This is a genomic window from Mesorhizobium sp. CO1-1-8 (assembly GCF_020164875.1).
Lineage (GTDB): Bacteria > Pseudomonadota > Alphaproteobacteria > Rhizobiales > Rhizobiaceae > Mesorhizobium.
On the sequence record NZ_JAIUGZ010000022.1, the window covers coordinates 53,994 to 78,847 of the forward strand.

Annotated in this window: 27 protein-coding genes; 19 read left to right on the plus strand and 8 right to left on the minus strand. The window is 63.3% G+C overall.

The window, feature by feature from the left end; genetic code table 11:
- The first annotated feature begins 80 nt into the window (after positions 1 to 80).
- Positions 81 to 1,055: a thioredoxin-disulfide reductase gene (trxB, locus tag LB558_RS29825; protein WP_127260950.1), complete on the plus strand. Its 975-nt coding sequence runs from the start codon at positions 81 to 83 to the stop codon at positions 1,053 to 1,055.
- Positions 1,056 to 1,134: 79 nt separating this feature from the next.
- The gene (locus LB558_RS29830; RefSeq protein WP_023809733.1) at positions 1,135 to 2,031 is read left to right on the plus strand and encodes a LysR family transcriptional regulator; all 897 of its coding nucleotides are present in this window, start codon (positions 1,135 to 1,137) and stop codon (positions 2,029 to 2,031) included.
- Positions 2,032 to 2,049: 18 nt separating this feature from the next.
- Here LB558_RS29830 and LB558_RS29835 read toward each other — a convergent pair whose 3' ends face one another.
- From LB558_RS29835 to LB558_RS29845, 3 genes are all read right to left on the minus strand, one after another.
- On the minus strand, positions 2,050 to 2,547 hold the full coding sequence (locus tag LB558_RS29835; protein ID WP_224700772.1) for a methyltransferase family protein: 498 nt from the start codon (positions 2,545 to 2,547) through the stop codon (positions 2,050 to 2,052).
- 720 nt (positions 2,548 to 3,267) lie between these two features.
- On the minus strand, positions 3,268 to 5,319 hold the full coding sequence (locus LB558_RS29840; RefSeq protein WP_224700773.1) for an elongation factor G: 2,052 nt from the start codon (positions 5,317 to 5,319) through the stop codon (positions 3,268 to 3,270).
- Between the two features lie 200 nt (positions 5,320 to 5,519).
- Positions 5,520 to 7,049 (minus strand): putative bifunctional diguanylate cyclase/phosphodiesterase, encoded by a 1,530-nt coding sequence (locus LB558_RS29845; RefSeq protein ID WP_224700774.1) that lies wholly within the window; start codon positions 7,047 to 7,049, stop codon positions 5,520 to 5,522.
- A 285-nt stretch (positions 7,050 to 7,334) separates the two neighbouring features.
- Between LB558_RS29845 and LB558_RS29850 the strand changes: the two genes are divergently transcribed.
- Together LB558_RS29850 and LB558_RS29855 are read left to right on the plus strand one after the other, a co-directional pair.
- Positions 7,335 to 7,730 (plus strand): cupin domain-containing protein, encoded by a 396-nt coding sequence (locus tag LB558_RS29850; RefSeq protein WP_224700775.1) that lies wholly within the window; start codon positions 7,335 to 7,337, stop codon positions 7,728 to 7,730.
- A 186-nt stretch (positions 7,731 to 7,916) separates the two neighbouring features.
- On the plus strand, positions 7,917 to 9,434 hold the full coding sequence (locus tag LB558_RS29855; protein WP_224700776.1) for an MFS transporter: 1,518 nt from the start codon (positions 7,917 to 7,919) through the stop codon (positions 9,432 to 9,434).
- Positions 9,435 to 9,494: 60 nt separating this feature from the next.
- Here the strand turns inward: LB558_RS29855 and LB558_RS29860 are convergent, their stop codons facing one another.
- Positions 9,495 to 10,697, minus strand: coding sequence for a pyridoxal phosphate-dependent aminotransferase (locus LB558_RS29860; RefSeq protein WP_224700777.1), 1,203 nt, complete (start codon positions 10,695 to 10,697; stop codon positions 9,495 to 9,497).
- A gap of 209 nt (positions 10,698 to 10,906) precedes the next feature.
- On the opposite strand from LB558_RS29860, the gene LB558_RS29865 reads away from it, so the two are divergent.
- The 3 genes from LB558_RS29865 to LB558_RS29875 all read left to right on the plus strand — a co-directional run bounded on the left by LB558_RS29865 (position 10,907) and on the right by LB558_RS29875 (position 13,364).
- On the plus strand, positions 10,907 to 11,800 hold the full coding sequence (locus LB558_RS29865) for an EAL domain-containing protein (RefSeq protein WP_224700778.1): 894 nt from the start codon (positions 10,907 to 10,909) through the stop codon (positions 11,798 to 11,800).
- On the plus strand, positions 11,797 to 12,645 hold the full coding sequence (locus LB558_RS29870) for an EAL domain-containing protein (RefSeq protein WP_224700779.1): 849 nt from the start codon (positions 11,797 to 11,799) through the stop codon (positions 12,643 to 12,645). Before LB558_RS29865 ends, LB558_RS29870 begins: the two co-directional genes overlap by 4 nt.
- A 110-nt stretch (positions 12,646 to 12,755) precedes the next feature.
- Positions 12,756 to 13,364 (plus strand): glutathione S-transferase family protein, encoded by a 609-nt coding sequence (locus LB558_RS29875; protein WP_224700780.1) that lies wholly within the window; start codon positions 12,756 to 12,758, stop codon positions 13,362 to 13,364.
- 236 nt (positions 13,365 to 13,600) lie between these two features.
- Here LB558_RS29875 and LB558_RS29880 read toward each other — a convergent pair whose 3' ends face one another.
- Entirely contained in the window at positions 13,601 to 13,813 is a 213-nt protein-coding gene (locus tag LB558_RS29880; RefSeq protein ID WP_010910991.1) for a cold-shock protein, read from the minus strand.
- 295 nt (positions 13,814 to 14,108) lie between these two features.
- On the opposite strand from LB558_RS29880, the gene LB558_RS29885 reads away from it, so the two are divergent.
- On the plus strand, positions 14,109 to 14,438 hold the full coding sequence (locus LB558_RS29885; RefSeq protein ID WP_127326848.1) for a hypothetical protein: 330 nt from the start codon (positions 14,109 to 14,111) through the stop codon (positions 14,436 to 14,438).
- A 43-nt stretch (positions 14,439 to 14,481) separates the two neighbouring features.
- Here the strand turns inward: LB558_RS29885 and LB558_RS29890 are convergent, their stop codons facing one another.
- The gene (locus LB558_RS29890) at positions 14,482 to 15,051 is read right to left on the minus strand and encodes a methylated-DNA--[protein]-cysteine S-methyltransferase (protein WP_224700781.1); all 570 of its coding nucleotides are present in this window, start codon (positions 15,049 to 15,051) and stop codon (positions 14,482 to 14,484) included.
- A gap of 181 nt (positions 15,052 to 15,232) precedes the next feature.
- On the opposite strand from LB558_RS29890, the gene LB558_RS29895 reads away from it, so the two are divergent.
- From LB558_RS29895 to LB558_RS29915, 5 genes are all read left to right on the plus strand, one after another.
- The gene (locus LB558_RS29895) at positions 15,233 to 16,135 is read left to right on the plus strand and encodes a lytic transglycosylase domain-containing protein (RefSeq protein ID WP_224700782.1); all 903 of its coding nucleotides are present in this window, start codon (positions 15,233 to 15,235) and stop codon (positions 16,133 to 16,135) included.
- 5 nt (positions 16,136 to 16,140) lie between these two features.
- On the plus strand, positions 16,141 to 16,629 hold the full coding sequence (locus LB558_RS29900; protein WP_224700783.1) for a GNAT family N-acetyltransferase: 489 nt from the start codon (positions 16,141 to 16,143) through the stop codon (positions 16,627 to 16,629).
- A gap of 298 nt (positions 16,630 to 16,927) precedes the next feature.
- Positions 16,928 to 18,196 carry an ABC transporter substrate-binding protein gene (locus LB558_RS29905; RefSeq protein WP_224700784.1) on the plus strand — a complete coding sequence of 423 codons (1,269 nt, stop codon included), beginning with the start codon at positions 16,928 to 16,930 and terminating at the stop codon, positions 18,194 to 18,196.
- 50 nt (positions 18,197 to 18,246) lie between these two features.
- A complete protein-coding gene (locus LB558_RS29910) occupies positions 18,247 to 19,200 on the plus strand; it encodes a carbohydrate ABC transporter permease (protein WP_224700785.1) in 954 nt (317 codons plus the stop codon).
- Between the two features lies 1 nt (position 19,201).
- Entirely contained in the window at positions 19,202 to 20,026 is an 825-nt protein-coding gene (locus LB558_RS29915) for a carbohydrate ABC transporter permease (RefSeq protein ID WP_224700786.1), read from the plus strand.
- 19 nt (positions 20,027 to 20,045) lie between these two features.
- Here LB558_RS29915 and LB558_RS29920 read toward each other — a convergent pair whose 3' ends face one another.
- A complete protein-coding gene (locus LB558_RS29920; protein WP_224700787.1) occupies positions 20,046 to 20,381 on the minus strand; it encodes a hypothetical protein in 336 nt (111 codons plus the stop codon).
- A gap of 145 nt (positions 20,382 to 20,526) precedes the next feature.
- Here LB558_RS29920 and LB558_RS29925 point away from each other — a divergent pair, with 145 nt between their 5' ends.
- From LB558_RS29925 to LB558_RS29935, 3 genes are all read left to right on the plus strand, one after another.
- Positions 20,527 to 21,270, plus strand: a complete 744-nt coding sequence (locus LB558_RS29925) for a DUF899 family protein (protein ID WP_224700788.1) — start codon at positions 20,527 to 20,529, stop codon at positions 21,268 to 21,270.
- A 222-nt stretch (positions 21,271 to 21,492) separates the two neighbouring features.
- On the plus strand, positions 21,493 to 22,047 hold the full coding sequence (locus LB558_RS29930; protein ID WP_224700789.1) for a DUF4142 domain-containing protein: 555 nt from the start codon (positions 21,493 to 21,495) through the stop codon (positions 22,045 to 22,047).
- A gap of 312 nt (positions 22,048 to 22,359) precedes the next feature.
- Entirely contained in the window at positions 22,360 to 22,824 is a 465-nt protein-coding gene (locus tag LB558_RS29935; protein WP_224700790.1) for a cupin domain-containing protein, read from the plus strand.
- A gap of 7 nt (positions 22,825 to 22,831) precedes the next feature.
- Here the strand turns inward: LB558_RS29935 and LB558_RS29940 are convergent, their stop codons facing one another.
- A complete protein-coding gene (locus LB558_RS29940) occupies positions 22,832 to 23,152 on the minus strand; it encodes a DUF1476 domain-containing protein (protein WP_224700791.1) in 321 nt (106 codons plus the stop codon).
- Positions 23,153 to 23,363: 211 nt separating this feature from the next.
- Between LB558_RS29940 and LB558_RS29945 the strand changes: the two genes are divergently transcribed.
- The 3 genes from LB558_RS29945 to LB558_RS29955 all read left to right on the plus strand — a co-directional run bounded on the left by LB558_RS29945 (position 23,364) and on the right by LB558_RS29955 (position 24,839).
- Positions 23,364 to 23,747 (plus strand): DUF6152 family protein, encoded by a 384-nt coding sequence (locus LB558_RS29945; RefSeq protein ID WP_224700792.1) that lies wholly within the window; start codon positions 23,364 to 23,366, stop codon positions 23,745 to 23,747.
- Complete coding sequence (locus tag LB558_RS29950; protein ID WP_224700793.1) at positions 23,748 to 24,209, plus strand: DUF6644 family protein; 462 nt, start codon at positions 23,748 to 23,750, stop codon at positions 24,207 to 24,209. It begins immediately after the preceding gene.
- Positions 24,210 to 24,446: 237 nt separating this feature from the next.
- The gene (locus LB558_RS29955; protein WP_224700794.1) at positions 24,447 to 24,839 is read left to right on the plus strand and encodes a RidA family protein; all 393 of its coding nucleotides are present in this window, start codon (positions 24,447 to 24,449) and stop codon (positions 24,837 to 24,839) included.
- The last annotated feature ends 15 nt before the right edge of the window (positions 24,840 to 24,854 follow it).

The window sequence follows — 24,854 nt, forward strand, 5'->3', positions numbered from 1 at the left end:
TGGGCAACACTTACATTACGCGCAACAATGATCGAGTTTTCCATGCCGCAATTGCCGGCAGCCCTCCGCAGAGGCTTTAGATGACCACCAAGCACGCGCCCGTTCTCATCATCGGTTCCGGCCCGGCCGGCTATACGGCGGCGGTCTATGCCGCCCGCGCCATGCTGAAGCCGATGCTGGTCGCCGGCCTGCAGCAAGGCGGGCAGTTGATGATCACCACCGATGTCGAGAACTATCCCGGCTTCGCCGACCCGATCCAGGGTCCGTGGCTGATGGAGCAGATGCTGAAGCAGGCCGAGCATGTCGGCACCGACATCATCAACGACATCATCACCGAGGTCGACCTCAACGTGCGACCGTTCCGTGCCAAGGGCGATTCCGGTACCACCTACACCGCCGACGCGCTGATCATCGCCACCGGCGCGCAAGCGAAATGGCTGGGCATTCCGACCGAGCAGGACTTCATGGGTTTTGGCGTCTCGGCCTGCGCCACCTGCGACGGCTTCTTCTACCGGGGCAAGGATGTCGCGGTGATCGGCGGCGGCAATTCAGCGGTGGAAGAGGCGCTCTATCTGTCCAATCTCGCCAGGAGCGTGACGGTCATCCACAGGCGCAGCGATTTTCGCGCCGAACGTATCCTGCGCGAGCGGCTTCTGAAGAAGGACAATGTCCGCGTCATCTGGGACACGATCGTCGACGAGATCACCGGTCGGCCCGGCAAGACGCCGCTGCCGCCGTCGGTCGAGGGGCTGAAGCTCAAGCATGCGGTGACCGGCGAGATGTCGCACCTCAAGATCGACGGCGTGTTCGTGGCCATCGGCCATGCGCCGGCGGTTGAACTGTTCGCCGGCAAGCTCAAGCAGAAGCCGAACGGCTATCTGTGGACGGCGCCGGATTCGACCCGCACCGATGTGCCGGGCGTGTTCGCGGCCGGCGATGTGACCGACGATATATATCGCCAGGCGGTCACGGCAGCGGGGCTCGGCTGCATGGCCGCACTCGAGGCGGAGAAGTATCTGGCCGGCATCGAAGTGCATCGCGAAGCGGCCGAGTAGAGAGTTCAGAGAGCGGCTTAGAAACGCCGTGTAAAAGCCTGATTTTTCATTCAGACGCCAAAACAGAACGAGGGGAATCATGGCGTTGGACTGGGACAAGCTACGCGTGTTTCACGCTGCGGCGGAGGCGGGGTCGTTTACCCATGCGGCCGAGACATTGCATCTGTCGCAATCGGCGATCTCGCGGCAGGTCAGCGCGCTCGAGCATGATGTCGGCGTGCCGCTGTTCAACCGCCACGCCCGCGGGCTGGTGTTGACCGAGCAGGGTGAGATGCTGTTTCGCACGGCGCATGACGTGCTGATGAAGCTGGAGACAATAAAGTCCCGGCTGACGGAGACCAAGGATCGCCCCTCGGGCGTGCTGCGGGTGACGACGACGGTGGGGCTGGGCGCCGGCTGGCTGACCGAGCGGGTACAGGAATTCATCGAGCTCTATCCCGAAATCAGCCTGCAGTTGATCCTCGCCAACGAGGAACTCGACCTCACCATGCGCCAGGCCGATTGTGCCATCCGGCTGCGCCAGCCGCAGCAGCCGGACCTGATCCAGCGCCGCCTGTTCACCGTGCATTTCCACCTCTACGCGGCCCCGTCCTATGTCGCCAAGCACGGCAAGCCGTCTTCCGTCGCCGAACTGAAGGCCCATCGCATCGTCACCTTCGGGGTGCCGGTGCCGTCGCATCTGTCGGAGCTGAACTGGCTGGAAACGGTCGGTGATTTCGAAGGCGGACAAAGAGTGCCGACGCTGCAGATCAACGACATATTGTCGATCAAGCGCGCGGTGCAGGGTGGCGCCGGCATCGCCATGCTGCCCGACTATGTGATCAGCAAGGATTCCGACCTGGTGCAGCTGCTGCCGGAGACCGAGGTGCCGTCCTTCGACACCTATTTTGCCTATCCGGATGCGATGAAGAACCAGGCCAAGCTGCACGTGTTCCGTGACTTTATCATCGCCAAGGCGCGCAGCTGGTCCTTCTGATTTTCGCGCTGTTCTGAATTATTCCCGCCAGGGCGTCAGGCGAGGCAGCCAGCCCGGGACGTTGCGGCGGTAGGTGTCGTATTCGGCGCCGTAGCGGTGAGCCAAGGTCGGCTCCTCGTAGAACCGCACGAACGACACCATGGCGATCGCGCCGATGACTGCATAGCCGGCCAGCGTCCAACTCGAGAACAGCAATGCCTGGCCGAGGATGATCGACAGCACGGCGACATACATCGGGTTGCGGACATGACGGTAGATGCCGCCGGTCACCAGCCTCTCGGTAGGGGCAACCGGGGCGGGCGTGCCGAGGCCCTCAAGCGCGAATCGACCGAAGGCATGCAGCAGTGCCGCGATCGCGGCTGCGATCAGAAGCCCACCGGCAGGGGCAAAGCCCGGCAGACCAGACCACGGCAAGCTCCAGCGATCGGTCAACAGCCACGGCACCAGCCCGGCAACCACGCAGGGTGCCGCGATGAAGAAGGCCGCACTGCCGGCGATCGCCGAAAACGTCCGCATTGGCTGCTTCTTCCCCGATTGCCCTAGAAATGCACGCCTGCTGCCCGCTTTCACATCATTGCCCAGTTTTGGCATTTCGAGCCGAAAGCCAGCCGGGATTGGCGATTCTGTAGTTGCAATTGCCCGATTCAGCGCTCCATTTCGACGATTCTGCTGGTCCTATTGGCTTCTGGAATGGGTTAGACCACAGCCTGCGTCTTTTTGCATGTGTGTGTTGCAAAATAGATGCTTGTTTCTTGGGCATGATGAGCACATATATAGATCATCTCCTGGGCGCGTTCTCCTCCCATTAGCGCCCTCGAGTGTTCCCCTCTGGAGGTTAGCCTTAACAGGCACTCCAATCAAACTCAGCCGGATCTTCATTGATCCGGCTTTTTTGTTGCCTGTGCCCTGTTGGGCCGGCCAAAAATTCCATCATAATTGCCACGTAACGGTGACATGTAACCTCTGGTAACATATCCCGGACGCCCGCGACCTGCTATGTAGATCATAGGACGCGGTGTGGTTCGGACGGGAGATGGGGGCATCACCCGTACGGCCCGGGCTCAGGCGGCTACCGCGTCCGAACCGTTTCTCCGCCTGATTTCGGCGGCATCAAATGCGGCGGACCTGCCGTTTTACCTCCCAAGGAAACGGTCCGCGAACAAAACGACGTCTGGTCCCCGCCGGACGTCGTTTTCTTTTGGCCCCTCGAATCAGGTTCGAGAGGAACGCCACGGCTCAGGCAGCCTTGCCGTTGGTGTTCATCGCGTCGTCGGCCAGGCGGCCGGTGAGTTCCGCCATGTGGTCGAAGACGGCACGGTAGCTGGCGACGCCCGCGGTCGCCGAGCGCAACTCGATGATCAGGTCGCCGATCTCGGCTTGCGGCATGGTTGCTTCGACGACATCCCAGCCCGGCCAGTCAGGCCGCGCGTCATAGCCGAGAATCTGGCCGCGCCGCTGCGGGATGAGAGCGATGATCTTCGGGGTAGCGTCGGAGGGTGTGACGATCTCGACCTTCATCACGGGCTCCAGGAGCACCGGCAAGCACGCGGCCATGCCTTCCTTCATTGCCAGCCTGGCCGCCATCTGGAAGGCCATGTCGGAGGAATCGACCGCATGGTAGGAGCCGTCCGACAGGTTGACTGTGACATCCACGACCGGAAAGCCCAGCGGCCCGGATTTCAGATAGTCGCGGACCCCTGTCTCGACCGACTGTATGTAGGTCTTGGGCACGACGCCGCCGGTGATGGTGTCGGTAAACTGGAAGCCGGAGCCGCGCGGCAGCGGCTTGATCTCGATCACCACGTCGCCGAACTGGCCATGTCCGCCGGACTGTTTCTTGTGACGGCCTCGCTGTTGCGCCGATTTGCGGATCGTCTCGCGGTAGGGCACCGCCGGCGGATGGCCTTCGACCGGTATCTGGTTCTTGCCTTCCAGCCGCTCGCGCACCACACGCAGATGCATCTCGCCATGGCCCGACAGCACGGTTTCAGCCGAGTCCTGGTTGTGGCGCAGGCTGAGCGAGGGGTCCTCCTCGGCCAGCCGCTGGATGGCAGCCGACATTTTCACTTCGTCCTTGCGCTCCTTGGGGCGAAGCGCGAAGGCGAAGACCGGCTGCGGCGGCTCGAACTGGACGAGCGGCTTGATGCCGCCCTTGGCCGAGCTCAGCGTCTGGCCGGTCTTCACCTCGTCCAGCTTGCCCAGTGCCACCGTATCGCCGGCCTTGGCGATGGGGAGCTTGGACTGATCCTTGCCGAGCATCCGGTAGATGCCGGAAACCTTGGCCGTGTCGCCGCCGGGCAGCCAGAGTTCGGAACCGTCGACGACCTGACCGGAGAGGATGCGCGACACCGACAGCTTGCCGCCATGCGAGGTGTGGATGGTCTTCATCACCTGGACCAGGGTAGCCGCGCCGCCGGGTGCACCGAGCCGTTTGCGGGTCGCCTCGATGTCGGGCGCGTCGTGGCGGATCGCCTTCAGGAGGCGCAGCACGCCGTTGCCTTTCTCGGCGGTGCCGATCAGCACCGGGATCACCGCGCCGTCGCGCAGGTCGGCGGCGAGGTCGTCGAAAATCGCGTCCTTGGGCGGCTCGATCTCCTCGAGCAGCTGTTCCATCAACTGGTCATCATGGTCGGCCAGCGTCTCCAGCATCGAGAAACGCGCTTCGAGCTCGCGCGCCTTGTCGTCGCCGGGAATCTGCGCCACCTCGCTTTCGGCATATTCGCGATAGATGTAGGCGCGCTCCAGCGCCAGGTCGATCGAACCAATGACGACGCCGTCCTTGCGCAGCGGAATCTGGCGCAGCAGCAACGGCACGGCACTGGCCGGCTGCAGCATCTTCAACGTGTCGCGCACGCCGGTGATTGCCTTGTCGACCTTGTTGAGGAACAGAATGCGCGGCACGCCGAGATCGTCGAGCTTGCGCATGATCAGTTGCAGGGCAGGGATCTTCTTTTCGTCGGCCTCGGCTACGACCACTGCGAGGTCGCACGCGGCCAGCACCGGTTCGGCCTCGAAAGAGAATTCGATGGAGCCGGGACAGTCGACGAAGGTGATCTGCTCGCCCATGAATTCGGTGGTGGCGATCGTCGCCTCGACGCTCATGGCGTGGGCGCGCGCCTCGGGCGAATGATCCGAAACGGTGTTGCCTGATGAAACGGGATTTTGTCGGGGAATTGAGCCCGTACGGGCCAATATGGCTTCGAGAAGTGTCGTCTTACCGCTTGCGAAGGGACCGACTATGGCAATGCATTTCGGTCCCGTGCGTCGTCCTCCGGCGCGAGTACCCATGACTGACCTCCACTCAGGCGTTTCCCGTAGGACCGACTGGCATGCATGGTTCAGGCGTGGTCAATCGGTCCTGAGCGGCGGCCGGCCTGTTCGACCGTCGCGGGCGGGGGTTCTTTTCAATTGCCACCTGCCCAAAGCCATCGTCCCACTTGTTTGCCGGCAGGGCAAGAAAAATAGAATTCCGACACTCTGCCGCTGCCTCAGGCGCTCAGCGCCAAGGGCTCGGCAGGGACGGCACGCAAGGAAGCAACCTTGTCACGCGGTGCCGGCCTGCCGAAGAAATAGCCTTGGAACCGATTGCAGCCGGCGGCCTTGGCGAGTGCGAACTCTTCTTGCGTCTCGACGCCCTCGGCAACGATGGTGAGGTCCTGGATGCGGGCGATCTGCGCCAGCGCCGAAACGAAAACCTGCGCCACCTGGTCATGGGCGAGGCTGCGGATGTAAGAGCGGTCGATCTTGATGCTGTCGATGGGCAAGGTCTTCAGATAGTTGAAGCCGCAATGGCCAGTGCCGAAATCGTCGAGTGCGATGTGGAAGCCGAGGCCACGCAACGTTTCGAGGCGCCGCAGGACCTCGGGCGTGGCGGCGGTCGCGGCCGTCTCGGTGATCTCGATGACGAATTGCGCGGCGGAACGGCCGGTTTCCTTCAACACACGATCGCACATGGTGACGATCTCGTCGCGCTTCAGCTGTTCGCCAGAGACGTTGATGGAGATACGGCGACCGGGGAAATGGCCGATGTCGGCGCAAGCCCGCTTGAACACCCATTCGCCGAGCATGTCGATCAGGGTCGAGCGCTCGGCGATCGGAATGAATTCGGCCGGCGAGATCAGGCCGCGAACCCGGTGGCGCCAGCGGATCAGCCCTTCGAAGCCATAGGCCGAACCGTCCGGGTTGACAATCGGCTGGTAATGCAACTCGAGTTCGCCGAGGTAGACCGCCGCACGCAGTTCCCGTTCGATCAGGCGGCGGTAGCGCTTGTCGGACAGCATCTCCTCGTCGAACACGGTGACGCGGCCACGGCCCGCCGCCTTGCTTTCGTAGAGCGCCAGGTCGGCAACCAGAATCAATTCCGTCGTGTTGGAGGCATGTGTTGGCGCCAGTGCCACGCCGATGGAAACGGAGAGCGGGATGGTCTTGCCCTCATGCGATTTGCCAGCCCGCATGACATCAAGCAATTGCCTGACATCCTTGTTGATGGCGGCGAGATCGCAGTGCGGAATGATGACGCCGAACTCGTCGCCGCCGAGCCGTCCGACCAGGCCGCCGGCAAAGACGCGCTCTGAAGTCTTGACCAGATACGCCAGAGCGAGGTCGCCGAACTGATGCCCGAACGTATCGTTGAGCTGTTTGAAGTGATCGACGTCGATCAGCAGCAAGGTCGCATCGCGCCGGTCACGCATGCTGCCGAGACTGCCACTCAGCGCTTCGAGGAAGTAGCGGCGGGTCATCGCCCCCGTCATTGCGTCCCTGGTCAGGAAATGATGCTTTTCCGCCTCGGCGGCGGCCGCCGACTGCAAGCGATGGACGATACTGCTGCGCATGTACATCAGCGACAGCAGGGCCAGGCCGGTGGCCAGGATCGAGACGGTGAAGGAGACGCCCGAAGGCAAGTTTTGCGAGATGTCGAAAGCGCCGAGCACCGCGGCACCGATGCTGATCAACAGCAACAATTGAATGCCGCGATAGATGCGACCGCTGTGGTCCCTGATCGTCGCCAGTATGCTCATCCCATCACCCCTGCACCCGCGCCGGCAAGGGCTAGAGGGCAGGCGTTAAAAAGCCCTTGAGGCGGCCACGCCCGGCCGGCGATTTGGCCAACCGTGCCGGGGATCGAACGTTCATGGTTAAGAAGCCCGCCGCGGATGCCGGCAGGGTGGCGGGGAAGGCCAATCGCAGTTGCACGGCGCGGCATATCGGAGGAAGGTGGCGGCTTGCGCCAATGCCATTTGCGCCAATGCCAGGACAGGCGGTGTTCCGCCGCTAGCCCCGTCAGAGATCAAGGACCATCGACCATGAAGATCATTGCCTGCGGCAGCGTGCCGACCATCATAGCGCCCGAAAAATACTTTACCGGCCGGGTGCTGCAGACGCCGATCATCGAGAAAGAGGCGCCGGCGCGGCTGCGTGCCACGCTGGTCAGCTTCGAGCCGGGCGCGCGCACCCACTGGCATACGCATCCGCTTGGCCAGACGCTTTACGTGACGGTGGGCGCCGGGCTTGCCCAGACGTTGGGCGGCCCGGTCCAGGAGATCCGGGCCGGCGACGTCATCTCGTTCGCGCCTGGCGAAAAACACTGGCATGGCGCGGCGCCAACATCGGCAATGACTCATATCGCCATGCAGGAGGCGCTCGACGGCGTCCATGCCGACTGGCTGGAAGCGGTGACATCGGAACAATATGGCGGCTGAATGCTCAGTCCGTAGGAAGCCGGGCTTCTATTCCAGCCGCGACATTTTCAGAAGAGGACGACTCGCGGCGAGTCCCGTACCATGGCGCAGGTCACGCTCAATCGCGTGATCGACAGCGCCATGCCGCCCGTTCAGCTGACCGTCAGTCAGCGATGTAGGTGATTGCGAAACTCAGGTCTGGATATCATGTCAGAGCACCGTCTGCCCTTGGTTGCCGCCGTCTATCTCGGTTCGTTTGTCGCTCTGCTCGATGTCAGCATCGTCAATGTCGCTCTGCCGACCATCCAGCAGGCGCTGCAGACCGATTTCGGCGGCCTGCAATGGGTGGTCGATGCCTACACGCTGTGCCTGTCGGCTTTCATGCTGTCGTCGGGCCTGATCGGCGACCGCTACGGCCGCAAGCGCTCGTGGCTGGCCGGCGTCGGCATCTTCGTTGCCGGCTCGCTGATCTGCGCCATAGCGCCCAACCTTCCGGTGCTGCTGGCGGGCCGGGTTGTGCAAGGCATCGCCGGCTCGCTGCTCATTCCAGGCGCGCTGTCGATCCTGACGCAAGCCTTTCCCGATGCGCGCCAGCGCGCCGGCGTCATTGGCGGCTGGGCTTCGTTCGCCGCCATCTCTCTGCTCGTTGGTCCCGTCCTCGGTGGCATCCTGGTCGAGACCGTCGGCTGGCAAAGCATCTTCCTGATCAACCTGCCGCTTGGCTTGATCACGATCGCGCTCGGTGCTGCTTCGATCAACGAGACGGCACATCCCGAACATGCCCACCTCGATCTCGTCGGCCTGGCTCTCAGCATCCTGTGGTTGGGGGCGCTGACCTTTGGCCTGATCTCGGCCGGCGAGAATGGCTGGGGCGAGCCAAGGACGGTCACGGCGCTCGTCGCCGGCCTCGTCGGCCTGGCTGCTTTCCTCGGCTTCGAGGCGCGCACGGCACGCCCGATGCTGCCACTTGGCCTGTTCCGCGATGTCCGCTTTGCCGTCGCCAATGTCGCTTCGTTCGCGCTCGGCTTCACCTCTTATTCCAGCGTCTTCTTCTTCTCGATGTTCCTGCAGCAGGTGCAGGGCTGGTCGCCGACGCAGACCGGCCTGCGCATGGCGCCGGCCTTCATCGTCCAGATCGTGGTGTCGCCATGGATCGGCAGGCTGAGCGCGCGCTATGGTCACTCCGCGCTGATGACCATCGGCTATGTTGCTATCGGTCTGTCCATGCTCGGCATGTGCTGGTCCGGCCCTTCCACGTCCTACGCGATGCTGTGCCTTCTGTTCGCCATCGGCGGCCTCGGCAATGCGCTGGCGATTCCGACCGGCAGCGCCGCGGCCATGTCCTATGCGCCGCGCGAGCGCTCGGGCATGGTGTCGGCGGTCATCAACGCCACCCGCCAGAGCGGTCTTGCCATCGGCATCGCCTTGCTCGGCGCCTTGATGAGCATGCGGGCAACCAACCTTTTTACCGGATATCTCGGCGATGCCGGTGTCGCCAATGCGGAAGCGGTCGCCCGTGCTGCAATTTCACGGCATGATTTCGCAACCGATGCCGCGATGGGCGAAAGCGGCGTGCATGAACTCTATGCTGCCGCCTATGCCGGCGGCTTCCACGCCGCGATGCTGACGGCAGCGATAGGCGCGTTCCTCACCGCCGCACTGCTGGTCGCCGTGTTGGCGCCGGCCGAGGCGCGCTCGGCCAAAGAGACCAAGCACGAGGCGTGAGGCTGACGGCCATTAAAAAACCGGCGGTGAGGCCGGTTTTTTACGTTCATAGTGCGCCAGTCAGGTCAGCGAAGCCGTAAAGCGCTGGATGCGCGTGCAGGCTTCTTCCAGAAGCGTCTCCGAGGTGGCGTAGGAGATGCGGAAGTTGGGGCCGAGGCCGAAGGCCGAGCCGAACACCACCGCGACGCCCTCGGCTTCGAGCAATTCCGAGCAGAAGGTTTCGTCGGTGTCGATTGGCTTGCCGGCCTTGGTCTTCTTGCCGATCAGCTGGGCGCAGGAGGGATAGACATAGAAGGCGCCTTCGGGCGACGGACAGGTGATGCCGCGCGCCTGGTTGAGCATCGACACGACGAGGTCGCGCCTGCCTTGAAAGATCGCCTTGTTTTTGGCGATGAAATCCTGCGGGCCATTCAGCGCCTCGACGGATGCCCATTGCGCAATGGTGCAGGCGCCCGATGTCTGCTGACCCTGGATCATGTCCATCGCCTTGATCAGTTGGACCGGGCCCGCCGCATAACCGATGCGCCAGCCGGTCATTGCATAGGCTTTCGAGACGCCGTTCATGGTCAGCGTGCGCTCATAGAGCTTAGGCTCGACCTCGGCGATGGTCTTGAAGACGAAATCGCCATAAGTCAGGTGCTCGTACATGTCGTCGGTCAGCGTCCAGACATGCGGATGCTTCAACAGCACGTCGGCCAGTTCGCGCAGTTCGGCCTCGGTATAGGCAGCACCCGATGGGTTCGACGGCGAGTTCATCAGCAGCCATTTGGTCTTCGGCGTGATCGCCTTTTCCAGTACGGAAGCGGTCAGCTTGAAGCCGTTGTCGATCGAGGTGTCGGCAAACACGGAGGTGCCGCCGCAGATCGCCACCATCTCGGGGTAGCTGACCCAGTAGGGGCGGGGAATGATGACCTCGTCGCCGGGGTTCAGCGTCGCCATGAAGGCGTTGAACAGGATCTGCTTGCCTCCCGTACCGACGATGGTCTGCTCGGGCTTGTAGTCGAGATTGTTCTCGCGCTTGAATTTCTTCGCGATCGCCTCGCGCAGCGGCACGATGCCCGAAACCGGCGGATACTTGGTTTCGCCACGGCGGATCGCCTCGATCGCCGCATTCTTGATGTTGTCGGGCGTGTCGAAGTCCGGTTCGCCGGCGCCGAGGCCGATAATGTCACGGCCGGCATTTTTCAGCTCGCGCGCTTTCTGCGTCACCGCGATGGTGGCGGAAGGCTTTACGCGGGAAAGGGTGTCGGCAAGAAAGGCCATGAGCTTGAAGGTCTCCATGGAAGATCGGCGCGGCCAGGAGCGACCGCGGCGCTTCTCATGTCGCATGATTTCGCGCAACGCAAGCATTGTCGGCTGATCCAGGTCTCAAGGAGCTGTGATCGGGACCCGGGGTCGGCAACAATAAATTCATTAACGAGCGGTAGAGGCTTGAGTGGCAGGATCGCAGACCAATTGCGGAGCGAGGAACCGTGTCGCGCAGCGTCGGGCTTGCCCACATCATCCGTCAGGACGACGGCACCTCCACCGGTGTCTGGGGGATCTACACGCTGCAGAGCGCCTTCCAGCCGATCTTCGCCTTCAACGAAGGCAAGCTGTCGGTGGTCGCGTTCGAGGGACTGATCCGGCCGTTCCGTGACGGCGAGCCGCAATCGCCAATGAATTTCTTCTCGACCTGTCCGGCCGCCGACCGGCTGCATATCGAGGCGCTGACCAGGACCCTGCATCTTCTCAACGCCGGTGCCTGCCTGCCGCGGGAAGCGTCGATTTTCATCAATTTCGACCCGTCGGTGTTCACCGAACGCGCCGTTGCCGATACCGCCTTGCGCGACATGCGGCTGGTGCTGCATGAGGCCGGCATCGACCCGCGCCGTGTCGTCTGCGAAGTGACCGAGCAGCGGTCGGCGTCGCAGGAAGCCTTGCACGGCTTTGTCGCGGCACTGAGGGCCAACGGTTTTCGCATCGCCGTCGACGATTATGGCGCCGACGATTCCGACATCAATCGGGTCAAGGAGTTGAAGCCGGATATCGTCAAGTTCGATGCCTACTGGATCACGCAGCTGATGGAGTCCGGCGCCGGCTTCGCGTTGCTGACCACCATGGTGAAAAACTTCGAGGAGCAAGGCATCCATACGGTATTCGAAGGCATCGAGGAGGGCTGGCAATTGGAGCTCGCCGAGAAATCGGGAGCGTCGATGGTGCAGGGTTTCGTGCTGGCGCGGCCCGAACTGGCGCCGACCAGTTTTCGCGTCTTCGACAAGACCAGGCAGACACCTGTCGCCGCTGCCGTCGACACGCCTGCTCCTGCCGTGGCAACGCCTTCGGCGCGGCCGGGGAAGGCATTCGGGCGCCGGGTAGCACCATGAGGCTTGAGCGGCGGCGCAATGTCAGCGATGCGATCCAGGTCGACGAAGTCGGCATCGAATACGGCATCCATGGCGAGTTCCGGCTGCGCAGCGCCTATCAGCCGATTTTCGCGCCGCGCGGCCGTTTCCTTCACGCGGTCGCGGCCGAAGCCCTGATCGAGCCGCATCGCGCCGGCCGCCCCGGTGCGCCACGGGTTTTCTTCGATAGCATTGCCGCCTCGGACCGGCTGTTTGTCGAGACGATGTGCCGGGCGCTGCATCTCAGGAATTTCCGCAATATCGGCGTCGACGGGCTCGATCTGTTCTTCAACTACAATCCGCTGATCAACGACCATCCCGGACGGGCACTGGCGGAGATCCGGCTGATGACCAGGCACCTCGGCGATTTCGGCCTCGCGCCGGGAATGCTGGTCTGCGAAATCACCGAACAGGCGGCGGACGACGCGCTTCTTGCCCGGCTGGTGCGCGAAATGCGGCGCGATGGCATCCGCATCGCCATCGACGATTTCGGCACCGGGCACTCGACCGAAGAGCGGGTGAGCCTGCTCAAGCCCGACGTCGTCAAGATCGACGGCACCTGGTTCGCGGAGTTCTGCCGCCACGCTGCCGCCGAACGGTTCTTCCGCCCGCTGGTTTCCAGCCTGCATGACCGCGGCGCCAAGGTGCTGGTCGAAGGCATCGAGCAGCCCACCCATCTCCGCGTCGCGCTCGAAGGCGGCGTCGACCTGCTGCAGGGCTTTCTTCTTGCCGGTCCGGCCTTGGCCGGAACCGTTTTCGAGGAGAACCCGCTGCATATCGACACTCTGCTTGGCAGGGAGAGCAAGGTCATTCCGCTGTTCGGCTAGGGCGCCGTTATTCACACATCAGCGGCGCTGATCGTCGTACCAAAACAAATCATTTGTTGAGGCCGCCGCCGCTGCGATAATCGCGCGGAGACAGTGCTCCGGGGAACGCCATGATACTGTACGGCATGATCGACAGCGGCAATTGCTACAAGCCGCGCCTGCTGATGGCCAAGCTTGGCCTTGCCTTTACCAATGTCGAAGTGAGTTCGCACACAGGCGACACACGCAAAGCCGATTTTGTCGCCAAGAACCCGAACGCCATGGTGCCGCTGCTCGAACTCGATGACGGCCGGAGGCTGGCCGAATCCAACGCCATCCTGCTCTATCTCGCCGAAGGCACGCGCTTCCTACCGGTCGACAGATATGAGCGTGGGCTCGCCTATCAATGGCTGTTCTTCGAACAGTACAGCCACGAACCCTACATCGCCGTGCGCAAGGCGCTGCTGACCTTTCCCGAAAGAGCCGGGGATGCAACGCCGGAGCGCTTGGCGGTGACGCTGGAGCGCGGCAACAAGGCGCTCGGGGTGATGAACAGGCATCTGGAAAACAATGCCTTCTTCGCCGGCAGCGCGTTCAGTGTCGCCGACATCGCGCTCTATGCCTATACGCATACGGCAGAGCAGGGCGGCTTCCAGTTCGACGCCTATCCGGCGGTCGCCGCCTGGCTGAAAAGAGTGGAGGCCGACCCCGGTCATGTGCAGATCGGGTGGATGGGGTAAGTAACTTCGGCGCTCGTATTGCCGGCGGTGCCTGAACCCCAGACAGCAAAAAGGCGGGATAAATCCCGCCTTCCCATGCTTGGTAGCCTGATCGGGAGCGTCCGGTCCGGGCTGGCAGCTATCTGCTGATCCAGCTTGTCGGGTCTTCCGCTCCAGCACGCTTCTCGCGCGACTGTCAGTACATCCGTGACTTGCCGCGCGCCCCGAACTCTCGCCCGGCGCGCGCTATCGCAAAATCAGGCTGCCTTGCTCAGAGATCCAGCGGACGACTTGCCAGTGCGGCGGTCCTGCTCAATCTCGAAGTTGATCTTCTGGCCTTCGACCAGGGTCGACAGTCCAGCACGCTCGACAGCGGAGATGTGGACGAAAACGTCCGCGCCGCCCGCGTCAGGCTGAATGAAGCCGAAGCCCTTGGTGGCGTTGAACCACTTGACCGTTCCAGTTGCCATTTAGATAGTCCTTCACATTTGCTTTAGATTGACCGGACCGAGGTCCAGCCGGTGTGCATCGAGATTTTGGAGATAGACGTCAGCAAACGCGATTATCGCGAGGCCCGGATCGATCGGCCGAAATATCAATGGAAGGCATATAGGCTGCTTTCGCACAAAAAACAAGACTGCGTGAGAAAGCCGTGATGAGGGCGCCGCCCAACGGCCGCCCCAATCGCGTGAGAGCGTCGCGGTGATCGGAGCCTGTGGGCGCTCAATCTACACCCGCTTGGAGAGGATCCTGGGGGAGAGGACCATGAAAACCATTTTGCTCGCCGCCTGCCTGACGCTTGTCGCCGCTCAGGCTCAGGCGATCTCGCGCTACGACCCGACGCGTATGGGCTGCGGCAAGGTTCAGGCGACGATCGCCCGGCAGGGGGCGGTCATCCTGCGCTACCAGTCGAAGCGGGTGCCGGGACTGCCGCTCTATGACCGCTATGTGCAGAGCCAGCGGTTCTGCAGCATGGGCGAGGTGAGGACACGGGCCTACGTGCCGAGCGCCGACACAAAGTCCTGCCCGGTCTACAACTGCAAGCGGCCGGACAATGACCGGCATTTCCGCCGGCGGTTCTTCCATAACAACTAGATAACCGGGCTCTCGGCTAGATAACCAGGCTCTCGGCCGCCGCTCAAAACCCGAACGATACCTGCGCCGGCGGCGGCGGGCCGACGCGCACGCCTTCCATGGCCAGCATCTTCTCCTTGGTGACCGAGCCGCCCGGCGCCGAGAAGCCGCCGATCTTGCCGCCGGCGGCAAGGATGCGATGGCAAGGGATGACCAGCGGCACCGGATTGGCGCCAAGTGCCGCGCCGGTTTCGCGGGCGAGCCCGGCATGGCCGGCGGTTTTGGCCAGTTCGCCATAGGTGGTGGTTTCGCCGAAGGAGAGTTTTCGCGCTGCGTCGTAAATGGCGAGGCGGAAATCGTCGACGCCGTCGAGATCGACCGGCACGGCGGAGAAATCGATGTCCTCACCCGCCGCGTAGGCCTTGAGCGCTGCGATCAGCTCGACCACCCATGGCGGCTGCGCCGTGGAGCTGGAAACGCCGCCATGGCGCAGCAGGCGCCGCTCCACCGCTTCGCGGCTGCGTTCGGGCAGGCAGAGCCGGATCAGGCCCTTTTCGCTCCAGGCGATGCCCATGAAACCGATCACTGTTTCTAACACTGCGTGGCCGGCCGTGATCGAAGATGTCGCTTCCATGATGCGTTCCTTTCCGCAAAGTGGCGAAAACCGGGATTCACCCCAGTACATATCCAGAACAATATGGCATCACCGCCTGCGTCTCGCCACCCGAAAACCACCGGATGGCCCCGATTGCCGCTCATGAATCGCTGGTGTAAGGGATTTCTTAACAACCCGACAAATCGGACCCGAGCGCGGCTTGCCAGCAAAACTCAACCTTATCGCGATCGGCGTGATCCTGGCCGCCGCCGGCATCAGCGGTTGCACGTCGACCTCGCAGATGAAATCCGCGCCTGCTCTTACCGAAACCGCGACCGTTGCCGGCACTGATGCCGGCTTCACCGTGCCGTTGCCGGACACCGTTTCGGTGCTGCCGCAATCATCAGGGATCGCTCCCGTTCAGGCCGCCGAGTTGCCGCTCGATCCCACAGCGCAACCGACAGCAGCGACCGTCGCCTTTGCCGGATCGACACCGGCGGCACCAGCCGTGCCTGCCGTGATGACCGCCAATGCCTGGCAGGCGCCTGCGCCGGCCCTTGCGGGTGAGCCGGTCAAGGCGGCCGAGACCTATACGACCGCAGGGCTGGTCGTGCCGGCAACCGCCAAGGGCGATCGCATGCCCGGCGTCCAGCAGGTCGCTTATGTCGTGCCGCAGAACCCGGCGGCCCTGGTCCAGGGTCCCGTCGGGCCGACGGAAGAACACACGACGGGCGTGCGTGGCGATGTCGAGCGGCTGATCGAGAAATATGCGGCGATCTATCAGGTGCCGGTGGATCTGGTGCGCCATGTCGTTAACCGCGAGAGCACCTTCAACCCGAAAGCCTACAACAACGGCCATTGGGGGCTGATGCAGATCAAACACGCGACGGCGCGCGGCATGGGTTATGACGGGCCGGCCAAGGGCCTGTTCGACGCCGAGACCAATCTGAAATACGCGGTCAAATATCTGCGCGGCGCTTGGCTGGTGGCCGGCGGCAACGCCAAGAAGGCCGACTGGCTCTACCAGACCGGCTATTATTACGACGCCAAGCGCAAGGGCCTGCTCGAGGCGACCGGCCTTGGCCGCGACCGTCAGCGCCGTCGCCTGCAGCCCGACGCCTGAGCGCGATGCCTGAACCGCGCCCGCCGGCTCTGAACGACATCCGGCTGCGCAAGATCCTCGACGAGACGCTGGTTCCGCCGCACTGGCCGGAGGGTTTTGTCATGCGCAGCTTCGAGCCCGGTGACGCGCTGCCCCTGCATGCGCTGTTGACCGAGGTGTTCGACGACGGCGCCGATGGCCCGTTCGACGAGTGGTGGCCGCGTATCGCGGACGATCCCGAATTCGACCCGGCACTGTGCTTCCTCGTCATCGACGCCAAGGGCCGGCTGGCGGCGGCGGCGCTGTGCTGGACCCGCGCCTTCGTCAAGGATCTTGCCGTTCATCCCGAGGCGCGCGGCAAGGGTGTTGCCGAAGCGCTGATGTGGCACGCCTTCGCCGTTTTTCGCGAACGCGGCGCCGATCATGTCGACCTCAAGACCAACACGGTCGAGAATCCCGCCGCCGTCCGGCTCTATGAGCGGCTGGGGATGATGCCTGTCGCCTGGGAAGGCTAGGGTGTGCTGATATTCAGGTGATGCCGCCTGCAAGCGACGGTTCCCTAGCTTCCCCGTTCTACCGCGTCGCGGTAAAACTGAGTTCACGCACTTCAAGTACGCTCCGCTCCGGTTCCCGGTATCAGCCGACACGGCCTGACCTGAATCTCAACACACCGTAGTGCATGTAGCCCCACGCAGGAACGGCGCGATTTGGGAACCCAACGCGCCGCTTCGCATTCAATGGAGGGTGGGTCTGACAAGCTGCCGACGCGTGGGAGGATTTTCCGTCCCCGGTTGCGGAGGGACATCCACCATCATGAAGCTTTTTCACGCATTTCTGGCGCTTGGCGTCGCCGCCACTCTGGCTGGCACGCCGGCGCGGGGCGTCGAGCTGTCGATGGTGTCGGGCGATACCGGCGACGGCATCAAGGTGCTGCGCGAGATCCTCGACCGCTATGAGAAAGACAGCGGCAACAAGGTCAGCATCGTCGTCATGCCGGCGTCCGGGACCGACCAGTTCGGTCAGTACCGGCTTTGGCTCGCCGCGGGAAACAGCGACATCGACGTCTACCAGACGGACGTGATCTGGGCGCCGCAGCTCGCCAGCCAGCTCGTGGATCTGACCGCGGCGACCAGGGACATCGTGGCTGAGCATTTCCCGTCGATCATCCAGTCGCAGACCGTCAATGGCAAGCTCGTCGCCTTGCCGATCTTCACCGATGCGCCGGCGCTCTACTACCGCAAGGATCTCCTCGACAAATATGGTGCCAAGGTGCCGGCCACCTGGAGGGAATTGGCAAGCACAGCCAGGCTGGTCATGGACAAGGAGCGTGCGGCCGGCAATCGGGATATCTGGGGCTTCGTCTTCCAGGGCAACGCCTATGAGGGGCTGACCTGCGACGCGCTCGAATGGGTGATGTCGAATGGCGGCGGCCAGATCATCGAGCCGGACGGCTCCATCTCCATCAACAACCCAAAAGCGGCGGCGGTGCTCGATATGGTCAAGGGCTGGGTGGGGACTATCGCGCCGCCCGGCGTGCTCGCCTACCAGGAAGAGGAATCGCGCGGCGTCTGGCAGACCGGCAACGCGGTGTTCATGCGCAACTGGCCCTATGCCTATGCGCTCGGCAACGGCGAGGGCTCGCCGATCAAGGGCAAGTTCGACGTGGCGCCGCTGCCGGCCGGCACCGGCGAGGGCGCCCGACCGGTCGCAACCCTGGGCGGCTGGAACCTCGCCGTCTCCAAATATTCGAAGCATCCGGATGCCGCGATCGAGCTGGTCAAGTTCATCGCCTCGCCCGCGATGCAGAAATATCGCACGCTGAAGACGTCCAACCTGCCGACCATCCAGGCGCTGTATGACGATGCCGACATCGCCAGGCAACAGCCGATCGTTCCGCGCTGGAAGCAGATCTTTCTCAATGCGGTGCCGCGCCCCTCGGCCGCGACCAGGATCAAATACAACGAGGCGTCGAGCCAGTTCTGGAACGCCGTTCACAACACGCTCTCGGGCGACGGCACCGCCGCCGACCATCTGGCCGACCTCGAAGCGATGCTGACCAAGCTGAAGGGCCAGGGCTGGTGACGATACTGGGGGCAGCCCCGGACCGCAACGGGCGGAGCGAGAGGACAGGGATGGAACCGGAAACAGCCAGGGCCGCGCACTCGCCGTTGAGGGCACAGCGCGTTCGCTCGGCGTGGTTTTTCCTGGCGCCAATGCTTCTGGTGCTCGCCGCGGCGGCCGGCTGGCCGCTTCTGCGTACAGTCTATTTCAGCTTCACCGACGCCTCGCTGGCCGACCTCGACGCACGCCAATGGGTCGGCTTTGCCAATTATTTCTCGGTGCTGCACATGCCGAGCGGCAGGACACTCTATGACGGGCTGCTCGTCGATCCGGTCTGGTGGCGTGCCGTCTGGAACACGGTGCGTTTCACCGTGATTTCGGTGACCTGCGAGACCATCCTCGGCACCATCGTTGCCCTGGTTCTCAACGCGGAATTCGCCGGCCGCGGCATCGTCAGGGCAGCGATCCTGATCCCTTGGGCGATCCCGACGATCGTCTCGGCGAAGATGTGGCAATGGATGCTAAACGACCAGTTCGGCATCATCAATGTCGTGCTGCTCAACCTCGGCCTGATCAGCGGCAAGATCGCCTGGACGGCCAACGCCGACACGGCGATGGCGGCGATCCTCATCGTCGATATCTGGAAGGCGACACCATTCATGACGCTGCTCATCCTGGCCGCGCTGCAGATGCTGCCGAGGGAGATCATCGAGGTCGCCAGGCTCGACGGTGCCAACCCGTGGCAGATCTTCTGGCGGGTGACCTTGCCGCTCATCCACCCGGCGCTGATGGTGGCCGTGATCTTCCGCGCGCTCGATGCACTGCGCATCTTCGACCTGATCTATGTGCTGACGCCCAACAATGTGCACACCAAGTCGATGTCGGTGTTCGCCCGCGAGAACCTGTTCGAGTTCGACAAGTTCGCCTATGGCTCCGCCGCCTCGACCTTGCTCTTCCTCGTTCTCGCTCTGCTCACCATCGTCACCATCCGGATCGGCCGGATAAGCCTGGACGGAGGCCGCTGACATGTGGGTCGTGAAGCGCACCGCCTTTTACCTGCTGGTCGCGGCAATCGTCTTCGTCGCGGTGTTCCCGTTCTACTACGCCATCGTCACCAGCCTGAAATCGGGGACCGATCTGTTCCGGGCCGACCTGTGGCCAACGACGATCCGTCTCGCCAATTACCGGAATGTGCTGACCGAAGGCAGCTTCGTGCGCAATTTGCTGAACTCGCTGTTCGTCTCGGGCGCCGTCGTTGCGCTGTCGCTGTTGCTCGGCGTCACATCAGCCTACGCGCTGGCACGCATTCGATTCCGCGGCCGCTCGGCCCTGCTGTTCATCATCCTGTCGGTGTCGATGTTCCCGCAGGTGGCGCTGCTGGCCGGCCTATTCGAACTGGTCCGTATGTTCGGCCTCTACAATTCGCTGTTCGCGCTGATCTTCTCCTACATGATCTTCACCTTGCCGTTCACCGTCTGGGTGCTCACCACCTTCGTCCGTGATCTGCCGGTCGAGGTCGAGGAGGCGGCGATTCTCGACGGCGCGACGCCGTGGATCATCATCACGCGGGTCTTCCTGCCGCTGATGTGGCCGGCGCTGGCGACCACAGGGCTGCTGGCCTTCATCGGCGCCTGGAACGAGTTCCTGTTTGCCCTGACCTTCACCTCCAACAACGCGCAGCGGACCGTGCCGGTGGCGATCGCGCTGCTCTCCGGCAACTCGCAGTTCGAGATTCCCTGGGGCAACATCATGGCCGCCTCGGTGATCGTCACGGTGCCGCTGGTGGTGCTGGTGCTGATCTTTCAGCGCAAGATCGTCTCCGGCCTCACCGCCGGCGGGGTCAAGGGGTGAGGAGCGGTCGGCGAAATTCTCAGATGTCCGGCGCGTTGCCGATCTTCTGCTTGAGATCAAGCGCCCAGGCGCGGCCTTCGTCGCCGCCCCACAGCAGCCAGGCAATGTAGCCGGCCGATGGATTTTGCTCATTGCCGTAGTTCCTGCCGCGCTTGTCGACCTCGTGGCGGGCGAAATAGCTGACCATGCGGCGGATGGTGGAGGGCGCGAGCTTTTCCCGGTTCTTCAGTTCGGTGGCGCGGGCGACGCCGATCTCGGTGCCGCCCCGGCCGAACTCGCCGCGCAGCCTGAGGCCCTTGGCGGCATTGTCGGCCACCACTTGCGGGCAGCGCAGGTCGATCTCGTCGTCGTGCATCTTGTCCCCCGGATCACGCTGCCCGAACAGGTATTACGACATCTCACCATGCGCAATAAATGTCGGGACCGATCGCTGCCAAACGTCCTTGGGTCGCAGAGCAACCGCGCCGGGACGCCGGCGCCGCGACTTGAAGGAGCCGATCATGATCACCTTTCCCAACGAATCCGCGAAATACCGCACCGCGCGTGAAAAACTGCTGCGTAAGGAAATCGAGCTGCGCCGGGTCATGGAAGAGGTCGCCGAGGCCCGGCGCGCGCTGCCGCCGGGCGGGCTGATCCGCCAGGATTATGGGTTCGATGGGCTGGACGGCGATGGCAAGCCTGCGAAGATAAAACTGTCGGAGCTGTTCGCGCCCGGCAAGGACTCGCTGATCCTTTACAACATGATGTTCCCGCGCCACCCGCAGGAAAAGCGCGATGTGGCGACCAGTGGCGGCACGGCGAAGCTTGCCCGACAGGACCAGCCATGTCCGTCCTGCACGGCATTGCTCGACCAGTTCGATGGCGCGGTCGGTCATCTCCAGGCGGCCGGCTTCAATTTCGCGGTGGTGGGCAAGACCGCGCTCGAAAACCTGGTCACGCTCGGCCGCGATCGGGGCTGGCGCAACATGCGGCTGGTCTCGTCGGCCTCCAACAGCTTCAAGCGCGACTACAATGCGGAGGCGGCCGACGGCTCACAGATCCCGCTGCTGTCGGTGTTCCACCGCGACGGCGACGGCATACGCCATTTCTGGAGTTCGGAACTGGATTTCGCGCCGACGGAGCCCGGTCAGGATCCGCGTGGCCTCGGCACCTGCGAGACGCTGTGGAACCTGATGGATTTCACGCCGGAGGGGCGGCCGAGCTGGAGCGAACAGCTGCAATATGGCGAGGCTTGCTGCCATTGAAACGCAGTTCTGGCCAGCCGCCGCGTTTCAGTTCGGATGGCCTTTCAGGAACATGAGCCCCATTGGCTGGCTCGAACGAGGGCATCGACGAGCGTTCGAGCCAGCCACGGATATGGCGGGGCGATCGAGGCGACACGCGCATGCTTCTTCCTCATGACCTGCAACCGGAGTGCCCAAGCGACGTTGGATTGTCCGAGGGACAATTCCAACCGGAGACATGCCATGAAAACGCTTACCATTCTGACCGCAGCAGCATTGCTTGCCGGCGCGCCCGCCTTTGCCCAGTCGAACACGACCGCCACGACCACGCCGCTCGCCGCCACAACCAAGGTCGACACTTCGACCTTCATCAAGACGGTGCCGAGCGCCAATGAGTTCGAGATCCAGTCCAGCAAGCTCGCCGAGCAGAAGGCGACCGACGCCGACGTCAAGGCGTTCGCCAAACAGATGATCGCCGATCACACCAAGGCCGGCGAGGAATTCAAGGCGGCGCTTGCCCAGGGCCAGACAACGTCGGCCACCGCGCCGTCCGGTCCAGCCCTGCAGCCCAAGGAGCAGAAGATGCTCGATGAGCTGAAGGGCGCCAGCGGCGATCAGTTCCAGGCCAAATACATCGAGATGCAGACCAACGCCCACAAGGAAGCCGTGGCGCTGTTCAGCGGCTATGCGCAATCCGGCGACGACCCGGCGATGAAGGAATTCGCCAAGAAAACGCTGCCAACGCTGCAGATGCACGAGAAACACGTGAAGGAACTGGCGGCCGCGCATCAGGGGTGAGGGGCGGTTCAAGGTGGGCGCTCTATGGCGCCCCCCTCTGTCCTGCCGGACATCTCCCCCACAGGTGGTGAGATTGGCAGCTTTGGCGCCGGCGCTCTTTTTTGCAACGGTGAAAGTTGGCGAAACCCATTGTGACAGCCAATCTCCCTCCTTGTGGGGGAGATGTCCGGCAGGACAGAGGGGGCGTCGTCGAGCGCTACGGTGAATACCTCACCGTTTCGCCAGTCTGTTTGGCAAACCAAACACCACAAAATGGCCTGTGCCTTCGCCCTTCGCGAATTGCACTGCGGGCATCCACCAAGGAAAGCACCCATGCCCAAGATCGACCTGTCCACCGTGCCTGTCCGCAAAGGCTCCGGCTACCCCGCGTCTTTCGATGCACCCTGCGCCACCCGCGCGCGCCGCCGCCTGGGTGACGCCGGCGGCCTCACCGATTTCGGCGTCAACCTGATGACCTTGCCGCCTGGCGGCTGGTCGAGCCAGCGCCACTGGCACAGCCATGAGGACGAGTTTGTCACTGTCCTGGAAGGCGAGCTGACGCTGGTCGAGGATGGCGGCGAGAGGCTGCTCAGGGCCGGCGACTGCGCGACGTTTGCCAAGAACAGTGGCAACGGCCATCACCTGATCAACCGCTCGACGACGACGGCGCTCTATCTGGAGGTCGGCTCGCGCAATCGCGACGATGTCGTCATTTACTCCGACATCGACATGATGAGCCCGAGCTCCGACGGGCGGTTTTTGCACAAGGACGGCACGCCGTATCCCGATCAAGGCTGAGCGGCGCTCAGGTCGACCTGATCTGCTCGACCGCGATCACCAGCAGCTCTTCCATAGCGGTGCGTATCTGGGCATCGGACTGGGCGATGCCTGCCGCGTCGAAATCGGCGCGGACCTTGCGGAACACATCGTTGTCGCCTGCCTCTTCGAAGTCCGCGTGCACCACTTCCGTGGCATAGGCGTCGGCATCCGCACCGGATTTACCGAGCTGTTCGGCGGCCCACAGGCCGAGCAGCTTGTTGCGGCGCGCCATGGCCCTGAACTTCGTTTCCTCGTCCATCGCGAACTTCTTTTCGAAGCCTTCCTGACGGTCTCTCATGCTGCTCATGCTTTGCCTCGCTTTGATGTGAGTCCGATCTTCAGCCCTGGAGGAAGAGCGGTCAGGAGGAAGAGAGTGGCGCGCACGGATGTCATTAACAAGGCGTCATGCCGGCGATTGAGCGGGCGCTTGGCGGCTCGGTCTTCGTCCGATGTGATTTGACGTTGCCGCGCCGTGTCCTACTCTCGAATGCCTGCGGGATGAACCGAGGAGACGAGCGATGCAGTTCAAGGCAATTCGCAGCGTCGCGCTGACAGCGGCCATGATGCTTGCCGCCGGCACCGCGGCCTATGCCCATCATGGCTGGTCGTGGACGCAGGACGGGTTTTTCGAACTCAAGGGCAAGATCACGGCCATCTATATCGGCAATCCGCACGCCACGCTGGATGTCGATGCCGAGGGAGAGGCCTGGCGGGTGGAGATGGCGCCGCCATCCCGCACCATCGCCGCCGGCTTCACCGAGGAGGTGGCCAAAGTCGGCGATGAGGTGACCGCGATCGGCAACCGCTCGCTCGAAGCGACCGAAAGGCGCATGAAAGCGGTGCGCCTCATCGTCAACGGCAAGACCTATGATGTCTATCCCGACCGCGTGCCGCCGGCCTAGATGACGGAGTTTTTCGCCGGCATCGAGCACCTTGCCCTGGCGCGGTGGCTGAAGGCCTCCTTCATCGCTTACCCCGTGGTCAATGCGCTCCACATCATGTCGATCGGCGCACTGCTGACCAGCGTCGTTCTCATGGACCTCAGGATCTGCAGCGCCTTCCGCTCGCTGCCGCAGGCGGCGTTCGTTGCGCTGCTGCGCCGCATTGCATTAAGTGCGTTCGCGGGTGCGCTTGTCACAGGCTCGCTGCTGTTCTCGGTCAAGGCCAGCACCTATGCGGCAATGCCGATCTTCCTCGCCAAGATGGCACTCATCCTTCTCGCCGGCGTCAACTTCCTCGCCTTCACGCGCTTGCGCCGCGCAACAGGCGGCGACGCGCCGGCGGGTGGGACCGCCCTGGCCGTGCTTTCGATGCTGCTGTGGACTTCCGTGCTTTTCGCCGGACGGTTCATCGGTTTTCTCTGATTAGAGCGGCCGCCGGCGCTGGCGTTTCGCCGGCGTCGGGATAAGCTCCCTGAAATCTGTGGCTATCGCAAAGACCCCCTCATCCGGCCGCTTCGCGGCCACCTTCTCCCCGGCGGGGAGAAGAGACTGGCGCCTGCGCCGGCAATCTCCTCTCCCCTCGGGGAGAGGTCAGCCGAGCGAAGCGGAGGCTGGGTGAGGGGGCTTGGCGCTAACCTTGCCAACCCAGGGAGGACACCCATGAAGAAAGAAATCATCGAAGTGCCCGTCATGTCGGACAAGGTGCGGGCGCTCGGGCTGCCGTGCTCGACGGCGGTGAGGGCCAACGGCTTCGTGTTCATCTCGGCGACGCCGCCGGTGGACATGGTGACCGGCGAGATGGTGCGCGGCGACATCGAAATACAGACCGAAGCGTCGCTGAAGGCGCTGAAACATTGCCTGGAATCGGCCGGCACCTCGCTGGACAACGTGGTGATGGTGCGCATCTACGCCGTCAATTCCGGCTTCTACAACGCGATAAACAGGGTGTATGCCCGGTATTTCAGCGTCAACCCGCCGGCGCGGAGTTTCGTGCCGGTGGCGTCATGGCCGATGGAGTTTGATATTGAGATTGAGTGTGTGGCGGTGGGGTGATCTTAGATGCAGACG